General features: G+C 30.9%; 18 protein-coding genes and 1 other annotated feature. Of the genes, 11 read left to right on the top strand and 7 right to left on the bottom strand.

Annotated elements, in window-relative coordinates:
* Positions 1 to 391: 391 nt before the first annotated feature.
* A complete protein-coding gene (locus B7R67_RS07315) occupies positions 392 to 1,204 on the top strand; it encodes an MBL fold metallo-hydrolase (protein WP_088069005.1) in 813 nt (270 codons plus the stop codon).
* Between the two features lie 49 nt (positions 1,205 to 1,253).
* A complete protein-coding gene (locus B7R67_RS07310; RefSeq protein ID WP_088069003.1) occupies positions 1,254 to 1,487 on the top strand; it encodes a cyclase in 234 nt (77 codons plus the stop codon).
* 160 nt (positions 1,488 to 1,647) lie between these two features.
* Here the strand turns inward: B7R67_RS07310 and B7R67_RS07305 are convergent, their stop codons facing one another.
* Together B7R67_RS07305 and B7R67_RS07300 are read right to left on the bottom strand one after the other, a co-directional pair.
* Positions 1,648 to 2,298 carry a DUF1062 domain-containing protein gene (locus tag B7R67_RS07305; RefSeq protein WP_088069002.1) on the bottom strand — a complete coding sequence of 217 codons (651 nt, stop codon included), beginning with the start codon at positions 2,296 to 2,298 and terminating at the stop codon, positions 1,648 to 1,650.
* Between the two features lie 341 nt (positions 2,299 to 2,639).
* Positions 2,640 to 3,119: a PaaI family thioesterase gene (locus tag B7R67_RS07300; RefSeq protein ID WP_088068999.1), complete on the bottom strand. Its 480-nt coding sequence runs from the start codon at positions 3,117 to 3,119 to the stop codon at positions 2,640 to 2,642.
* Between the two features lie 249 nt (positions 3,120 to 3,368).
* On the opposite strand from B7R67_RS07300, the gene B7R67_RS07295 reads away from it, so the two are divergent.
* Positions 3,369 to 3,665 (top strand): hypothetical protein, encoded by a 297-nt coding sequence (locus B7R67_RS07295; RefSeq protein WP_235822111.1) that lies wholly within the window; start codon positions 3,369 to 3,371, stop codon positions 3,663 to 3,665.
* A gap of 68 nt (positions 3,666 to 3,733) precedes the next feature.
* Here B7R67_RS07295 and B7R67_RS07290 read toward each other — a convergent pair whose 3' ends face one another.
* Complete coding sequence (locus tag B7R67_RS07290; protein ID WP_088068998.1) at positions 3,734 to 4,792, bottom strand: DUF3900 domain-containing protein; 1,059 nt, start codon at positions 4,790 to 4,792, stop codon at positions 3,734 to 3,736.
* A 273-nt stretch (positions 4,793 to 5,065) separates the two neighbouring features.
* Between B7R67_RS07290 and B7R67_RS07285 the strand changes: the two genes are divergently transcribed.
* The 3 genes from B7R67_RS07285 to B7R67_RS07275 all read left to right on the top strand — a co-directional run bounded on the left by B7R67_RS07285 (position 5,066) and on the right by B7R67_RS07275 (position 8,253).
* Positions 5,066 to 5,998: a DMT family transporter gene (locus B7R67_RS07285; protein WP_158095050.1), complete on the top strand. Its 933-nt coding sequence runs from the start codon at positions 5,066 to 5,068 to the stop codon at positions 5,996 to 5,998.
* A 63-nt stretch (positions 5,999 to 6,061) separates the two neighbouring features.
* Positions 6,062 to 6,271 (top strand) — a binding site (T-box leader).
* A gap of 141 nt (positions 6,272 to 6,412) precedes the next feature.
* A complete protein-coding gene (gene proS, locus B7R67_RS07280) occupies positions 6,413 to 7,846 on the top strand; it encodes a proline--tRNA ligase (RefSeq protein ID WP_088068994.1) in 1,434 nt (477 codons plus the stop codon).
* A gap of 47 nt (positions 7,847 to 7,893) precedes the next feature.
* On the top strand, positions 7,894 to 8,253 hold the full coding sequence (locus B7R67_RS07275; protein ID WP_088068992.1) for a nuclear transport factor 2 family protein: 360 nt from the start codon (positions 7,894 to 7,896) through the stop codon (positions 8,251 to 8,253).
* Positions 8,254 to 8,428: 175 nt separating this feature from the next.
* Here B7R67_RS07275 and B7R67_RS07270 read toward each other — a convergent pair whose 3' ends face one another.
* A complete protein-coding gene (locus tag B7R67_RS07270; protein WP_088068990.1) occupies positions 8,429 to 9,673 on the bottom strand; it encodes a helix-turn-helix domain-containing protein in 1,245 nt (414 codons plus the stop codon).
* 203 nt (positions 9,674 to 9,876) lie between these two features.
* On the opposite strand from B7R67_RS07270, the gene B7R67_RS07265 reads away from it, so the two are divergent.
* Both B7R67_RS07265 and B7R67_RS07260 read left to right on the top strand, forming a co-directional pair.
* Positions 9,877 to 11,148 carry an ATP-grasp domain-containing protein gene (locus B7R67_RS07265; protein WP_158095049.1) on the top strand — a complete coding sequence of 424 codons (1,272 nt, stop codon included), beginning with the start codon at positions 9,877 to 9,879 and terminating at the stop codon, positions 11,146 to 11,148.
* A 142-nt stretch (positions 11,149 to 11,290) separates the two neighbouring features.
* Entirely contained in the window at positions 11,291 to 11,521 is a 231-nt protein-coding gene (locus B7R67_RS07260; RefSeq protein WP_088068987.1) for an excisionase family DNA-binding protein, read from the top strand.
* Positions 11,522 to 11,587: 66 nt separating this feature from the next.
* On the opposite strand, the gene B7R67_RS07255 is transcribed toward B7R67_RS07260, so the two are convergent.
* Positions 11,588 to 11,839, bottom strand: coding sequence for an alpha/beta-type small acid-soluble spore protein (locus B7R67_RS07255; RefSeq protein WP_088068985.1), 252 nt, complete (start codon positions 11,837 to 11,839; stop codon positions 11,588 to 11,590).
* A 130-nt stretch (positions 11,840 to 11,969) separates the two neighbouring features.
* Here B7R67_RS07255 and B7R67_RS07250 point away from each other — a divergent pair, with 130 nt between their 5' ends.
* The 3 genes from B7R67_RS07250 (at position 11,970) to B7R67_RS07240 (ending at position 14,464) form a co-directional block, all read left to right on the top strand.
* Complete coding sequence (locus B7R67_RS07250) at positions 11,970 to 12,377, top strand: cytosolic protein (RefSeq protein WP_088068983.1); 408 nt, start codon at positions 11,970 to 11,972, stop codon at positions 12,375 to 12,377.
* 265 nt (positions 12,378 to 12,642) lie between these two features.
* A complete protein-coding gene (locus tag B7R67_RS07245; RefSeq protein WP_158095048.1) occupies positions 12,643 to 13,548 on the top strand; it encodes a beta/alpha barrel domain-containing protein in 906 nt (301 codons plus the stop codon).
* Positions 13,549 to 13,684: 136 nt separating this feature from the next.
* Positions 13,685 to 14,464: an undecaprenyl-diphosphate phosphatase gene (locus tag B7R67_RS07240; RefSeq protein ID WP_088068979.1), complete on the top strand. Its 780-nt coding sequence runs from the start codon at positions 13,685 to 13,687 to the stop codon at positions 14,462 to 14,464.
* 82 nt (positions 14,465 to 14,546) lie between these two features.
* On the opposite strand, the gene ypeB is transcribed toward B7R67_RS07240, so the two are convergent.
* Entirely contained in the window at positions 14,547 to 15,866 is a 1,320-nt protein-coding gene (gene ypeB, locus B7R67_RS07235) for a germination protein YpeB (RefSeq protein WP_088068977.1), read from the bottom strand.
* Positions 15,867 to 15,881: 15 nt separating this feature from the next.
* Positions 15,882 to 16,616, bottom strand: coding sequence for a spore cortex-lytic enzyme (sleB, locus tag B7R67_RS07230; RefSeq protein ID WP_407920384.1), 735 nt, complete (start codon positions 16,614 to 16,616; stop codon positions 15,882 to 15,884).
* Between the last annotated feature and the right edge of the window lie 21 nt (positions 16,617 to 16,637).

Here is a 16,637-nt window from a genome sequence, read left to right as displayed (position 1 = left end):
CAATTGAGTTTCTGCTTTAGCTACTTCAAATTTAAAAATGGGAATGAGGATGAATAGATGGCGATTGTTTTACTTGCAATACTATTTATACTTTTAGGTTTATCTTTTTTGTGGATAGCTATTTTTGGTAAAAACAAAAAGGGAATAAGTAGAATACTATTATTCATTTTAGGTATAGGTGTTGAAATTATAGCATTATATTTAGTAAATTTTTATTTGTTTTTTCAGAATTAGTAGTGTTCGAATTTTTTATGTATCCACCGATCAAGTACGATGAAAAATTTGATCTTTTTATTAGGCTAAAAGCTAGTTTATTTGAAAAGAAAAGGAGTTTTTTAATAAAAAATAGAATATTAGAATTGTTTGCATGAATATAAGGAGATGAAAGCTGATGTTCTTAAAGAAAAATTCTACTTTAGGAGAAAAAAATGGTGTTTCCTATATAAATGGACAAATTAAGTTTCAAAGTATTTCTTTAAATGTTTATTGTTACTTAGTTGACGGTGTCTTAATTGATACCGGAGCACAATCCTTACATAAACACTTTGAATCATTTATAGATAAATCTGATTTCGACCAAGTCATAATTACTCATTATCATGAAGATCATACTGGCTGTGCCGCATATATTGAAAAAACAAAAAATGTACCAATTTATTTAAGCGAGAAAACAATTAATTATTGTACAAAAAAGGCAGACTATCCTTTGTATAGAAAACTCTTTTGGGGTAAAAGAAAACCGTTTCATGCAAATCCAATGCCCAAAAATTTTACATCTAAAAATGCCAAATGGGACATAATTGATACTCCTGGTCATTCTTTTGATCATAATGCTTTTTTAAATCGGGATACAGGTCAATTATTTACGGGGGATTTATTTGTAAGTGAGCGGACAAAAGTCGTGTTAGCTGAAGAAAACATCCCAAAAATTATTCGCTCATTGGAACAATTATTACTTTATGATTTTCAAGATGTTTTTTGCAGTCACGTAGGGTTTATGAATGATGGTCGCTCTGCACTCGAGAGAAAACTAACATACTTAAAATCAATCCAACATGATGTATTAACGTTATTTAGAGAAGGAAATACAATTGAAGTTATTTGTAAAAAGTTGTTCCCAAAAAAATATCCAATTATTAAATTTTCTAGTGGAGAATGGGATTCACTACACATCATTGCATCAATCATTAATGAAAATAATTAATAGGTTATGTATATACTAATTTACTAAAATCTAACAAAGGGGGACCAAAATGGATAAGAGAGTTCAATTCGACTTTGAAATCGATTTTACGAATGGTGGTGGATTACAAGGACAAGATTTTCGACTGGATATTGAGGGAGATGATATTTCTGACGAAGAGTTAGCAAAGTATATCATAGAGGATATGAGGTTGCTAATGGTTGGTGAAGTTAGAATTCTTAACAAAAAAATAATTAATGAAAAACATAAGCGAATATCCGCTGATGAAAGATCTGAGAAATAACTTCTGCAGACTTGAAGAATTCAAAAATACATCCGAAAAATCCAGATTTCCATCTTATGAAATACAAATAGAAAAAAGCCTAATTTCTCGGGATTACATGGAAGAAATTAGGCTTTATTTGTTTCATAAAAGCACCCAAAATTAAAGAAAGGGAAGGGGATTACTTATTTTCAAAGACTAACGTTGAGTTCATCATTTTTAGTGCATCGTTAGTAATAGTTAGTTTGATTTGTTTTTCTTTTATTTTATGCTTTCTTATATTAACTTCGGGAATTGTGTATATATAACCGTTTTCTATCATCTCTAAAAGCTTTTTTCTTGAAACGATTAATTTATCTTTAAGTAACTTGTCTAGTCGAAGATTAAAACTATATGGTGACTCAATGTTAATAAATATTTCTTGTGACAGGTTTTTAAGAGAATCAATGTTTTCGCCTTCTGCGACATAATCAACGTTATAGAGGGCTTCGGCTTGATTACTCCTATGTGTTTCCATATCAAAGGCATATTTCCATGCAGTTTCTTTATCATTTCTTGACATTCTATTAAATAAGCTTTTATCTATATCTACTGGATTAATTCGAGAAAAGATCGTTAAGTTCCATGTAGAATTACATTGATTATATTTATATATTAACCATACATCTATTTTTTGTTTATTTGCATTCATTCTAAATAGTTCACTGCAATAAAATTCCTTTTTATTTTTGCATTTATTACAGTTCCTTAAAACGAATGGAGTGGTCTTCGGCTTTATTGTCCAAGTAATTATATTTTTGTCATTCATAGAGTATTTTTGTTTACAACTCATCACTTTCACCTCGAAAAATGTTATTTGAACATTCTAAAAGTTATTTGCGTGAAAGTGTTATTTTATCATTGGACTCACCCCTTTGATAAATTTAGAAATTAACGAATGAAGAATTCATTGGACTATACCTCACTTTCGAATATGAATAACTTAATACTACCAAAATTTCCCTCAAGTGCAAATACGCATATATAAATTGTAATAGTGATAACAAAAAAAGATTCTATTTTTTTGAAATCGTTAAGTGCTGAAAACACGCTGAAATAAAAAAGGCTAAGAGAATTTCTCTTAGCTTAGTCATATCTGAGCTTTGAAACAAAGTAGATAGTTCTTTAACATTATTATTTTATAAATGTACTAGGCATGACAACAAGAACGACTTCTCCACGAGCACAAAGAACATCATTTGCAAATACTTCTGTGTGAACTTTCCATTTTTTAGGATGGATTTCTTCAACAGTCCCAATTGCTTTTAGCGGAACATCTTGTGGAGTTGGTTTAAGGAATTCAACATTAAGTTTAGCAGTAACAAACCTAGTTGGTATTGAACCATCACCAATTTCGTTTCCATTCTTGCGCTGTAAAGCAAGCGCGGCAGAACCTGTCCCATGACAATCAATTAACGAGGCTAATAATCCACCATAAATAAAACCAGGAATTCCCATGTATTTTGATTCAGGTGTAAAGATCGTTACAGTTTTATCACCTTGCCAGCCAGTTCGAAGATGGTGACCATCTTTATTTAAACGACCACATCCATAACACCAAGCGAAATCATCGGGGTAGATATCTTGTATTGCTTTTTCAATTACTTCTTCCATCACTCATCCTCCTTAATAATCTATTCATTAAATTCAGTGTAATATAAGCGAGCGGTAAGTCATGTTGTATACTAAATATATACAAGAATTTCTTAACGTACAATAGTTTGCTGATAATTCAGTTAATAGAAATGATACTTATATAAGGAAAATGACTTTTTATTAACGAAAAGCCTTAATGAAAATCACGGCTTAGAAATTAAGTAAAAGCTGATTAATAAAAATCTGATTTCATAGGTGGTGAATGAATTGGAGAAATCTTCGAAAGCTACCTGGATCCGATGGTATGAGGATGGAATGTCGTTTGCAACAATGAGAGAATCACATGAATGGGCTTATAGTGTCATATATAATGAGATAGGGAATTTATATGATGGTTACAAAACGACTGATGAAAAAATTGCGTCTTCATTAGTTTTTGAATTGGTTCGGTTAAACACACTTACAGGAATGAAGTATGAAATATTTTCAGACTATGAAAATGTTAATAATCGTTTGGTTTTTATGGTTTGGGTAAAAAAGTACGAAACAGAGAATGTTTACTAATGCCCAGACATGCTTTTGTTAAATAATGTAAAGCTACATATTTATAAAAAAAAGAGCCGCTTGGCTCTTTATTTTTGTCTTATTTTTTCGATGACAAGATGTATTTCATCAGGCTTTAAAAACTCAATCGGCGAAAATCCTTTTTCAAATTGGAGTGTATCAGCTTCTAAAATAACTACATATCGTCCATTTACTTTAGCAATGTGTAGATTATCTCCAAAATCAGCTAGTAAACCTTTTACTGAAAAGTGATCAGCTTTAAATGATAGTTCAATTTCTGGTGTATGTTCGACGATTTGTGCCGCTGCTTCAATTACTTCGTCGGGAGTAAAGTGTTCCTGAATTTCACGCTTTGGACTAGCTGCCCAAACTTCCATTGCTGCATCAAATTGTTGTCTTTCAACACTTTCTTCTTCAAAAACATCTTCAATTTTATCGTAAACCATTGTCATTACTTGGGATTTAACAATTTCAGGCATTGATTCTGAATACGATACAAATTTTAAAAAGTCCTCAAAATAACGAGCATGAGAGGCTTGATGAATTTTTAATTCATTTTCCGAAATCATTCCTAATTCTTCCATATAAGGATATTGAATTGATTTCATATTCTTCGTTGTAATCGCCATTTCTACTGTCTTTATAAGCGTAGATTCATCTGAGATAGAGGCTACTTTTGGTTCGAAATCGCATTTTAAGACAAAAACAAAAGGGTCATCGAAATATTTTCTTAGTTTTGCTTGGATCACTAAAAATGCTCCACCCCGGACAGCACTAGTATCAATATAGTTAATAACTAAAGTCTCATTCTCAGCTTTAAAATCTTCAATTGATTTTGCATTACGAACGCGCTGAAATAGATTATAATTTGGATTTGAGTCTAATGAATGACCTTCCTCAACAATAAAGTGACCTAATTTTGTTGGGACAGATTCAGATTTTGGATGTTTTTCAACTTTTCGATTCACAATTCGTTCAAGTTCACCTTCTAAAAATCCCTTTAAAGCACTTTCTTCAAACATTGATTCATCTAGTGTTTGAAAATGTTTATATCGTTTGTCGGATTGTTCACCTTTTCCTTCAACTGTTACAACGTAAAATGATAAATATGTAATTTCAAAATCCAATCCAATCACCTTTTTCTATTTTCTGTATTTAAGTATATGGATGAGCCGATATACAGTCAATCTAAATAGCAAAAAGACTTAATATTATCATAATTATAACTAAATAGAATATTTTTAAGTGATGAGACAAATTACTCTCACATTATGATAGAATAAGGATATAATTTAATATATGGACTCAAATAAAAATTATAAGAACTTAGATGTGTGATGTCACATCTTTTTTTCTTGCAGTTTTTAAAGAATCCAATGATATGGAGGGAGGATGAGAGATTGAGAATAGAAAGAATAGCTACCATCTCATTAATTATTGTAACATTACTTTGGGGCACAACATTTGTAGTAGTCCAAAATGCAATCGCATATGTAGAGCCATTTGCATTTAATGCATTCCGATTTATCCTCGCAACTTTAGTCCTTTTACCATTTTTAGTTAAAAGAAAACAAAAATCTAATTTATCTTTTAAACAAGTCATGATCACAAGTGGTATTGGGTTTATGTTATTTACAGGATATGTCCTTCAAACTTTTGGATTAAAGTATACAACATCCTCAAAATCTGGTTTTATTACAGGATTATGTGTTGTGTTAGTACCAGTTCTTTTATATTTAGTCTATCGTGAGCGCTCGAATTGGTCGACTGTAATCGCATGTTTAATTGCGTTACTTGGATTAAGCTTTTTAACATTAGGCGATTCATTTTCTGTAAATCTTGGCGATATATTAACTCTTTTTGCCTCAATTGCATTTGCATTTCATATTATCTTATCTGGAAGATTTACGAAGCAAATGGATCCAATCACCTTTACAACGATCCAATTAGCAACGGTTGGAGTATGTAGCACTATTTTTTCGCTTATTTTTGAGGATAATTCCGTTTCATTTTCAAAAGAACTGTGGGTTAATCCGACATTTATATTCGCGGTTATTATTACCGCAATATTTTGTACTAGTTTAGCTTTTTGGGTTCAAATGTTTGCTCAACAACATATTTCATCAACGAAAGCAGCATTAATTTTTATTTTTGAACCTGTTTTTGCAGCATTTACGGCCGTTATTTTTGCAAATGAAACATTATCAATTCAAACAATTATTGGTGGTACTTTTATCGTAGGTGGCATGTTATTATCTGAAGTACCATTACCTAAAAGACGTTCAAATGAAGTAAAAAATGAAACAATCTATAAAGAAACGAAAGAAATTTAAAACAAATGGGTATAATACTCATTGACAGAAAGTTTTTGTTAACGTATTATAACTTTAAATTAATAAATGACTTAGAAAAGGAATAGTAAGTTTATAAGCTTTATAGAGAGGGAATGGATGGTGAAAATTCCTAAGTAAGTAAGCTGAACCAGCCTTGGAGTCTCTGTACCGAACTAATAGTAGGCTACAGCGGTTTTCCCGTTAAAGATATTAAGAGATTATGTAGATTTTTACATAATAAGTAGGGTGGTAACGCCATGAATGGTCCCTTTTGATCATTCATGGCGTTTTTTGTTTTTTCCAAGCTATTTATGTATTTATCTACGTAGTAATTAGGGTGGTAACGCCGAGAATGGTCCCTTCAGATTATTCTTGGCGTTTTTTTGTATATAAAAATTGATAAGGGGTAAAAAAATGAGTACTAAAAAATTTGTTGAAGCCATTACAGATATGGATGTTGATTTTGCACAATGGTATACAGATATTGTAAAAAAAGCAGAATTAGTTGATTACTCAAGCGTTAAAGGATGCATGATTTTAAGACCTTATGGATATGCGCTTTGGGAAAACATCCAAAAAGAATTAGATTTTCAATTTAAACAAACAGATCATGAAAATGTCTATATGCCAATGTTTATTCCTAAGTCATTATTACAAAAAGAGGCTGATCATGTAGAAGGATTTGCTCCTGAAGTTGCTTGGGTTACACATGGTGGCCATGATGAATTAGCTGAACCATTAGCAGTTCGCCCAACTTCAGAAACGCTTTTTTGTGAACATTTTTCAAAAACGATTGAAAGCTATAATGATTTACCAAAATTATATAATCAATGGTGCTCGGTCGTTCGTTGGGAAAAAACAACTAGACCATTTTTAAGAACAACAGAATTCTTATGGCAAGAAGGTCATACAGCTCATGCTACCGCTGAAGAAGCACAAGCAGAAACAATTCAAATGTTAAATGTTTATGCTAATTTTTTAGAGAATTTCTTAGCGATTCCAGTTATTAAAGGTCAAAAAACTGAAAAAGAAAAATTCGCTGGTGCAAAAGCAACGTATACAATCGAGAGTTTAATGCACGATGGCAAAGCGCTTCAAAGCGGTACATCTCATAACTTTGGTGATGGATTTGCAAAAGCATTCAATATTCAGTACACAGATAAAAACTCTAAGAGACAATACGTACACCAAACTTCTTGGGGCATGACAACAAGGGTAATTGGGGCTTTAATAATGGTACATGGTGACAACAGCGGTTTAGTATTACCTCCAAAAGTTGCACCAACACAAGTAATCGTTATACCAATCGCACAACATAAAGAAGGTGTTATTGATAAGGCAACAGAGTTAAAAAATCGTATTTCAAAAGTTGCTCGCGTGAAAATTGATACTTCAGATAAAATGCCTGGCTGGAAGTTTAACGAATACGAAATGAAGGGGATTCCAGTTCGTGTTGAAATCGGGCCAAAAGATATTGAAAAAAATCAAGCGGTTTTAGTAAGAAGAGATACACGTGAAAAAACAATCGTTTCTTTAGATGCATTAGAAGAAAATATTGCTAAATTACTTGAAGAAATTCAATCATCTTTATATGAAAAAGCATTAAATAACCGCACTGAAAAAACATATGAAGCTACCTCAATGAATGAATTAAAACAAATAAGTGATGCAAAACAAGGTTTTATCAAAGCTATGTGGTGTAAAGATCTAGCATGTGAAGAACAAATTAAAGAAGAAGTCGGTTTAACATCAAGATGTATGCCATTTGAACAAGAACAAATCGATGATGTATGTGTATGCTGTGGTAAGAAGGCTGAAGTTATGGTTTATTGGGGTAAAGCATATTAATCTAATTTCTTAACTAAACATAAAATAATTAAGTAGGTGAACGGACGATGGAAAGTTTGATTTCTCTAAAAGAACATCTATTAATGTTAGAAGAAAAATTACTTAAACCAGAAATTCGCACATCCCAAGATGAACTAAAAAAATTACTAGCAGACGAATTCTTTGAATTTGGCAGTTCTGGAAGAGTTTTATATAAAGATGAACAACTTGAAAATGGTATAGGTATTGTAAAGATGACGTTAACGAATTTTGAGCTTCATCCACTATCTGAAGAAATTGTCTTGGTAACCTACAGAATCTTTAACGAAATAAAAGAGCAGCATACTTTACGAAGTTCTATATGGAAATATAAAGATGGGGGATGGAAGATGTATTTTCATCAAGGAACCCCAACTGAGTATTTGTGAAGTGTATATTCAAAAATAATAAAAAAAAAACACGAATCAAATGATTCGTGTTTTTTTATGCACCTGGTAAAATGCGATTACTTAAAGGTGTCATTGTCATATCGTCTGCTGAAGCATACGGTAACGCTGTAAATATAACTGACAAAGCTAGAATAAATATAAATTTTTTCATTATTTAATCCTCCAAGGTATAGTTAATTTGATAATTATTCATATAATCCAATATTTTTTGACCATCTTTTATAGAAATTAGATATTGAATATACTCTTTAGTTAATGGTATAAAAAATTCTTTATTTTTAATTTCATATAAAAAAGGAAGGACAGTATTACTTAAATAATTGAAGTATGTTTCTTGATTATTACATAGTTTATATTTATATAAATTAAAAATCATAAAATAATAATCTACGTTTTTTTCTTTTGCTTCCTTAATACCTTCATTAATTATCTCAATAATTGTTGCCTCATTTTCTAGTTTTCCAACGTAGATGCATCTCATATACCCAAATAGTGCAGTCAAATAATTGACACTTTCCTTGGATCCAATAGTTAATGCCTTTTTATAGTAATTTCGAGCTTCATTATATTTTTTAAATTTATATAATTGATAAGCAAAATTATGTAATAAATATGCTTCCCTATCTTGATCTTTAATTACTCTTACTGAATCTAGTAAATTTTCGTATCTTGATTCAATTTCATTAAATAAGAGATGTGTTTCCTCTTCAAGTAATATAAGTGCAATTGTTTCAGTATCTAACAATCTATGATAATTATTTGTATAAACAAAATACTCTTTAGCTTTTTGACAATGGTGATATGAAGAAATATGTGCGTTTAAATGACAATATGCAAGTGCTAGATGATAATGAATTTCAGGATTATTATATGATTCAAAAGATACTTTCTTAAGATATTCTATTGCTTTATGTAGTTCATATGTCTGAATATAGTATATTCCAAGAGTATGATTTAGTAAATCTTCTTCAAGTTGGGGTATTTTTTGATTTTGAATTTCCTTAGAAAATAATATATTTTTTGCTTCTTCTATTCTTCCATCCAAAAGTAATTGTCTTGTTTTTAATAGTAAAAATCTTATATGTAACGGTGTTATATACTCAAACTCTTGTATTTCAAGCGAGCTTAATACTTCTCTAGCTTTAATTTTATCTTGAAAAATAATCAGTTTTTGTAAGGTTTCAAGCATTTTTTGTACATTTTTAAGCCTATCAATCTCTTCATCTATATCAAATCCCATTCGTTCACAAAGTAATGAGATTGTTTCATCCGAAACCTCAGTTAGTCCTCTTTCAATTTTACTAAGATGTGTTTTTGAACAGATTCCGTGCCCTAGTTCCTCTTGGGTGAGGCCTTTTTTTTGACGAAAATATTGAATAATTGATCCTTTTTCGAACATATATTCCACTCCAAAACCCCAATTTACAGAATTATAGTTTTATTTTAGTCTAAATAGTAATAAAAGTCATGGGCTAATGGTACATTTTTCTACAAAAACATTGTTTTTCCAACATTTTTCGTTATGCCCATTGTTATAAGCTTAAAAGGGAAGTTTAGTAAACAGAAATGATTTATTAGTAAATTAGAATGGGAGGATTTATTATGGAGAATCTATTAAATCAAAGTAAACATATACTAATTGTAGGTACATCTAATTATTCCTCTAAATTAACAGAAACGAATTCATTCATTCGTACAAGTGTAATTTGTCGAGCATCTGAAATGCCTTTTTTACATAGAGCACAAAATCATGAATCAATTATTGTGATAAAAGATGATGCATCGGTTGAGCAATGGATTGAATATGCAAAAAACTTGCATCGAATGGATCCAATACAACAAGTATCATCTTTCGAGGAATTAGATCAAGATAAAGCTAGTGCGATAGCAGATGCATTAAATATTAAGTTTCATGATGCAGATACAATCCGCTGGATAAATGATAAATTTGAAATGCGTAAACGATTAAATGAAATTAACTTTGAGTATACACCTGCAATGCTTGTTACATCAGTAGAAGATATTAAACAGTTTGCTAAAGAGCATTCATATCCATTGATTTTAAAGCCATCAAAAGGCAAGTCTAGTACTGGTATCTCGGTTATAAACTGTGAAAAACAAATTGAGCAAGCATTTGAATGGTCTACTAATGCAACCGCACCAAGACTTGATCATTCTACATTAATGATTGAACCACTTTTAGAGGGCAGAGAATTTAGCGTAGAAATCATATCTGAAAATGGTGAGCATTTTGTATTCGGTATTGTAGAGAAATTTGTTGACCAAATTAGTAAGGTCGAAATTGGTCACGTATTTCCTGCAGAATTACCGAGAAATACAGAAGAATCTATTAAAGAATATGTTCTTAAGTTTTTAGATTCAATCAATCTTCAAAATGGATTCACACATACAGATGTCATATTAACAGCAGATGGTCCTAAAATAATCGAAACTCATTTAAAGCCACCTGGTGATAAACTACCAGAGCTTATCTTTGATTCAATCGGAATAAACTGTATTCAATTTTTAATTGATCAAGAAGCTGGCATTCCCATTAAAGAAAATATTTTAGAGCAATTAAAATCTAAGAGTAAAAAAAATAAAACATCTGCAATTTGGTATTCATTTGTAAATTTCGACGGTATTTTAGAAACGATTCAAAATAAAGATGAAATCAAGGAAATGGAAGGCGTAGCAGAGTTTAGTCAGCTAATTTCTGATGGAATACATGTCAGTAGACTAACTAGCTCTTACTCTCGTATTGCATTTGTTCGAACAATTCATACTAAAGCAGATCAAGCTTTATTAATTGCACAAAATGCAATTCAAAATTTATTAATGTTTTTAAGTGTACGTGGCCATTCATATTTATGATTGCAGAGTTAATTACTCTGCTTTTTTTTGTCCTAATTGATTGATGTACAAGTATTAAAGTCAGAATTACTAAGTCATCTTTATAACCGATCTAAAATCTATGGTAATATATGATAGTAAATGTTTGGATAAGGAGAAATTTATGTATTTAACAATAAAAGAAACAGCGGAGTACTTATCATTAGATGAAGTTTATATTAAACAATTAATACAAGAAAGAAAAATAAGAGTTGTATACGATGGTGAACAATATTTAATTTACAAGGAACAATTTAATAATCATCTAGATCAAATAGAAAAAATGAAAAAAATGATTGCAGACTATTATAATGAACCAATACCGGAAGATATAGACGTTAAGGATGAGGATTAAGATAAAATCAGATGAATAAGAAGTTGCTAAATAAAGTAGCTTCTTACTAATCTGATTTTTTTATATTTATTTTTTATTTAAGTTTTCTTGAGCCATTCTAACTAATTCTTTTACCATACTACCACCGATCCGACCACCAACTTTTCCATTTTGGTGAGAAGTGAGATTCCCATTATATCCTTTCGTTAATGGTACCCCAACTTCTTCAGCTGCTTCGAACTTAGCATCTTCTGGTTTAGATGCATTAACTACTCTGGCCTTTAGAGCATCTAAAGCTTTTCTTGATTCAGGTACTAAAATTTTATTTTTTCTACTCATCATATCCACTCCTTTCATAATAGATTTCCCTTCTATTCATTTTTTATTTAATGGAAATAATTGCTATAAAATAGGGAATGTTACATAATGAAGTCATATGATAAAAAATACATATTAAAGGAGAATTTAAATGAAATCATTTAATGTTACTTTTCACAAAGAAGATAATGTAGATAATATGTTAATTCAAAAGCTTAATGATGAAGAATACCATAAATCAACTGAAGGTGGAACAAGACATCTTTTCGAAATTGATACAAACATTGGCTTTTTTGTGTTTTTAGACTCAGAAGATAAGGATGGGAACGTATCGCATCTAGTACTGCAATATAATGAAGAAGATGAAGAGCCAGTTGCATGTTATTCGTTTGCTATGAAAGACTATTATGAATTCATGGCTTTATATTTAAATGATTTAGAATTTATTGATGAAACAGAAGGTGAAGAAGAAGTTGAACTAGAAGCTTCAAGTTCAATTCATCATTTAGTTCATTTATTATTCCATGTGATTGAAGAAGGAGAAGATATAGAAGTTTAATTTTCCAATTAAATGTATATTCTTCCAAAAAATTCCGGGTTTATATATTTTATTTTGTATTTTTATTCAAAAAATATCAAAACCCATGTTATTTAATTTAAAATTAAGTTTTCTTTAAAATACTCTTGATTCGATTATCAAGAGTATTTTTTTATTTAAAAACGGAGATTGTATTCTATTTATCATAAAAAGATTTCCGTTCAATAAAATTTATACAAAGGTTAAATAGATTTGTTTAAATATACTTGAATAGGAGTCGATCATATTGAACTTACCAAAGTCTGTATTGATTAAAGAAATTGGTCCTCGCATAAATTTTCAATATGAGTCACGATTATCAAATGAACAAAAATTAAAGTGGATTAACCAATTGATTGATAGTGGATTAAATCATATCGAAGTAGCGACATTTATACATTCTGCAAATAAGCAACAGTTTAATGAATCTGCTGAACTAGTATTAAAGTTAAAAAAGGATAATAACTTAAAATACAGCGTGTTAGTGCAAAATAAAAGGGGGTTAACAAGGGCGTTTGTAGTAGATGCAGACGAAATAAACTTTTTTCTATCAACAAGCGAAACAAATAATTTAAAAACAAAAAATTGCACAATCAAACAATCTTTAAAAGAGATAAAGCAAATGACAACGATTAGTAAGGAATATAATAAGTTTACTCGTGTTTATATTACGACAGCATTCGGATGTCTAGATGAAAAAGTAAGTCATCAAAAAGCAATCGATTTAGCATCCGAATTATTAGATGATGGCGTAGATGAAATAACCTTTGTTGATTCTCTCGGAATGGCAACACCTCTCCAAGTTAAATTATTTATGGAAGAACTATTAGTAAAAATACCTAAAGAACATTGTTCAATGCAATTTACGAATATGTATGGAAGAGGAATCGCTAATATCTACACATCACTTTCATATGGAATTAAGCGATTTGACACTGCTAATGGTGGATTCGGAGGATGTTTTCCTGCTAATGTAAAAAATCGGATGACTGTAACCGAAGATTTAGTCTCATTTTTGCATCAACTTGGGATCTATACAGGAGTAAATGAATGTAAGCTTTTAGAAGCTACCGCCTATATTTCGAATCAATTAAAAGAAGAACCTACTAGTAAATTGTTTACTATTTTACATACGAAAAAGCATCTAATATAAAACAGAAAAATAGGACTTTGTCTACAAACTGAAAGCATCTAAAATGATGCTTTTTTATTTTTGCCCTTAATATTTTGGACAAGAATTAAATATTTTTGCATATAATTTATTAATTTGAATGAAAGGGGGAAGGAATATGTCTATCATCGAAGCAATTATATTAGGCATCATTCAAGGGTTAACTGAATTTCTACCAATCAGTAGTACAGGACATTTGTATATTGGAAGACATTTATTTGGTCTAGATGAAGCGGGTCTATTATTGGATACTCTAATGCATATTGGTACATTGTTAGCTGTTTTTGTATTTTATAAAAATGAATGGAAAATGTTATTGAAGAAACCCTTTTCAAAATTAACTACCTTATTAGTTGTAGGGACATTACCTGCTGTCGTTGTCGGTTTATTATTTAAAGACTTTTTTGATAAAATCTCAGTCTCAGGTAAAACAATTGGGTGGGAATTTATCTTTACGGGAATCATTTTATTTTTAGCAGATAAAAGGCGAAAAGGGAAGAAAACAATGGAAGAACTAACATGGGTAGATGCTTTATTCATCGGCTCATTTCAAGCTCTTGCAATTTTTCCAGCGGTATCTCGTTCTGGGTTAACAATAGCCGCTGCTTTATTTAAAGGGATGGAACGTAAAAGCGCAGCATATTTTTCATTTCTATTATCAACACCTGCGATTGTAGGCGGGATCGTCTTTCAAGGGAAGGATCTCTTAGAAGGGAAGACAGAGCATATTGCATTTTTCCCATTATTCCTTGGAACATTAGCGTCTGCATTATTTGGATATATGGCAATAAGCTGGATGATTAATCTACTAAAGCGACAGTCTCTAAATATTTTCGGATATTATGTTATTTTTTTAGGAATAAGTATTATCATTCTTCAGCATTTACATATTTTTTAGAAATTTAAAAGTTAATGAAATCTGCTTATAAGAAAAGGGAAAGCACAGGTTAAAAATTCACCTGTGCTTTTAGTAATTAAGCTTATAGTTTTTTAACTTTTTCTTCTCTACCATTCATTGCATTTATGTAGATATCAAAAGTATCGTTATTATATGTACCTAAAAATTCATAAGTAAGTATTTCTTTATTAAAGTCATTTAGAAGAATCGCTAATCTTTCTTCTTCAACTTTTACGTTTTTATTAAGTTTCGCTCTCGCTTGTTCAAGCGTAAGCTTTGGCGTGGGAATCGTACGTACATGATTTGACGTAATATAGTTTTTTGCATTAAACCCAATGATTTGACCGTTATCTAAAGCAACTTTTAACTGAATTGATTCAGGATAGATCCGTACGTTATTAACTGATTTAACGTATTGAAGTACGCCAATTGTATCGTACTGAGAGCTATCGTATAATTCCATATCCTTATAGTTTTTTGAATTTAAATAGTTTAAACCTTTTTTCACCGCATCATCTAAACTAATTTGTTGTTTATTAATCGTTCTAGTTGTAATAAAAAATATTGGTAAACCAGCAGTTTCAGTTATTTGCATATAAGTATCAGCGGTTGGGTTATTATGTGCCATTGAAAGCGCATAAAAAGGTTCAAATCGATCGTTATTACTTTTTGTAACTTGAATCTTGCTTACATTTTTTAGAGGTACAAAGTCTTGTGCAATTTTCTTAGCTTCGTTTCCGTTAATTTTTTTACCCGTAAGCTTTCTTAAACCTTTCGATTCATCTTGACCATTCGTAAAGGTAGGTCCAAAATCTTGCTCAGTCGTTGCTTTTGTTTTTTCAATATTATTAAATCCATCTATGATACTATTGTCTCGAGACGCTTTGCTTTCTTCGGACATTTGACTAACATCAATCCAACTTAAATTTTTATTCATAATATTTGTTTGAACACCTCTAAGGCCATCCTGAATTTTCTCAGCAGTTTGATACATTCCTCGAAGTGAATTATATTCTTGATTTGTTAATGGTTCCTTTTCTAAATCTCTTACAGCTGTTTTATAGCTGAAATTTGCAACTCCAGTTAAAAAAGCCTGCGTTTTATCAAATGGTACAAATTTAAGTGGAAGCTGTGCAATATCAGACTTAGATTGAATCGAAATTCGCCAAACATCCGCTAAAGCAGGGGAAAGGGATGTTCTTGAATTCATTGCTAGCGTAGTACCGATCTTATCATGTAATAAATCAACGTCGTATGTTAACTCGTTAAAGGCTCTTTGGTAGTTATTTTCAGCCCTTAAATTCATTTCTTTTAGATCACGATGCTGCGTATAGCCCCAATAGCCAGAACCGATAACAGCGGCTGTCAAAGCACCGACAATAATCCAACTACCTTTCATAATTACACCTCACTACGATTATTTACAAAAAATATGTTGACCAATTGTTAAAATAATAGGGCGACCACGAATCCATTGATTTGTTGCTGTTTTAGGATTGTAGTAATAAATACAGCCAGTTGTTGGATCCCAACCATTAATCGCATCAATTACTGCTTTTTTTGCATTTGCATTTGGTGTTAAATTGATTTGACCATCAGCTACAGCAGTAAATGCTCCTGGTTGATAAATTACACCAGCAATCGAGTTTGGAAAAGAAGCATTCGTTAAACGGTTTAAAATAACCGCTGCAACTGCTACTTGCCCAATATATGGCTCACCACGAGATTCACCATAAACTGCATTAGCCATTAATTTAATGTCATTATCTGTATAGCCATTCGGAGCATTAACAATCGGTTTATTACCAGGTTTTGCATTTGTATTGTTCGGTTTATTTGTATCAGGTTTTGCAGGTTTATTATTTGCTGTATTATTTGTAGAGTTTCCATTATAATTTTTTGTTGCTTTCGTTAGCTTTTCTTTAAGCTTCGAACCTGCAATTCCATCAACCTTCATACCAAATTCCTTCTGAAAGTTTCGAAGTGCCCAATAAGTTCCCCAGCCAAATATTCCATCAACCTTACCATTAAAAAACCCAATAAATTTTAGTCTACCTTGGAGTTCTTTAACATCTTGGCCAGTTGATCCACGACTAAGAACTTGACTTGTAAATGCACCAGCCTGTTTTTTAGGTAAGTACGTACTTACCATTAAAATTGAAATCGATATTAT

The organism is Gottfriedia luciferensis (assembly GCF_002156865.1).
Taxonomy (GTDB): Bacteria; Bacillota; Bacilli; order Bacillales; family Bacillaceae_G; genus Gottfriedia; species Gottfriedia luciferensis.
The sequence above is the reverse complement of the archived record's forward strand: the minus strand, read 5'-3'. Positions and strand labels throughout refer to the sequence as shown.

Excerpts from the sequence above, each read along its gene's own strand:
- B7R67_RS07315 (WP_088069005.1), top strand. The coding sequence starts at position 392 with ATGTTCTTAAAGAAAAATTCTACTTTAGGAGAAAAAAATGGTGTTTCC.
- B7R67_RS07310 (WP_088069003.1), top strand. The coding sequence starts at position 1,254 with ATGGATAAGAGAGTTCAATTCGACTTTGAAATCGATTTTACGAATGGT.
- B7R67_RS07305 (WP_088069002.1), bottom strand. The coding sequence starts at position 2,298 with ATGAGTTGTAAACAAAAATACTCTATGAATGACAAAAATATAATTACT.
- B7R67_RS07300 (WP_088068999.1), bottom strand. The coding sequence starts at position 3,119 with ATGGAAGAAGTAATTGAAAAAGCAATACAAGATATCTACCCCGATGAT.
- proS (WP_088068994.1), top strand. The coding sequence starts at position 6,413 with ATGAGTACTAAAAAATTTGTTGAAGCCATTACAGATATGGATGTTGAT.
- B7R67_RS07275 (WP_088068992.1), top strand. The coding sequence starts at position 7,894 with ATGGAAAGTTTGATTTCTCTAAAAGAACATCTATTAATGTTAGAAGAA.
- B7R67_RS07270 (WP_088068990.1), bottom strand. The coding sequence starts at position 9,673 with ATGTTCGAAAAAGGATCAATTATTCAATATTTTCGTCAAAAAAAAGGC.
- B7R67_RS07265 (WP_158095049.1), top strand. The coding sequence starts at position 9,877 with ATGGAGAATCTATTAAATCAAAGTAAACATATACTAATTGTAGGTACA.
- B7R67_RS07260 (WP_088068987.1), top strand. The coding sequence starts at position 11,291 with ATGTATTTAACAATAAAAGAAACAGCGGAGTACTTATCATTAGATGAA.
- B7R67_RS07255 (WP_088068985.1), bottom strand. The coding sequence starts at position 11,839 with ATGAGTAGAAAAAATAAAATTTTAGTACCTGAATCAAGAAAAGCTTTA.
- B7R67_RS07250 (WP_088068983.1), top strand. The coding sequence starts at position 11,970 with ATGAAATCATTTAATGTTACTTTTCACAAAGAAGATAATGTAGATAAT.
- B7R67_RS07240 (WP_088068979.1), top strand. The coding sequence starts at position 13,685 with ATGTCTATCATCGAAGCAATTATATTAGGCATCATTCAAGGGTTAACT.
- sleB (WP_407920384.1), bottom strand. The coding sequence starts at position 16,616 with ATGGTAAGTACGTACTTACCTAAAAAACAGGCTGGTGCATTTACAAGT.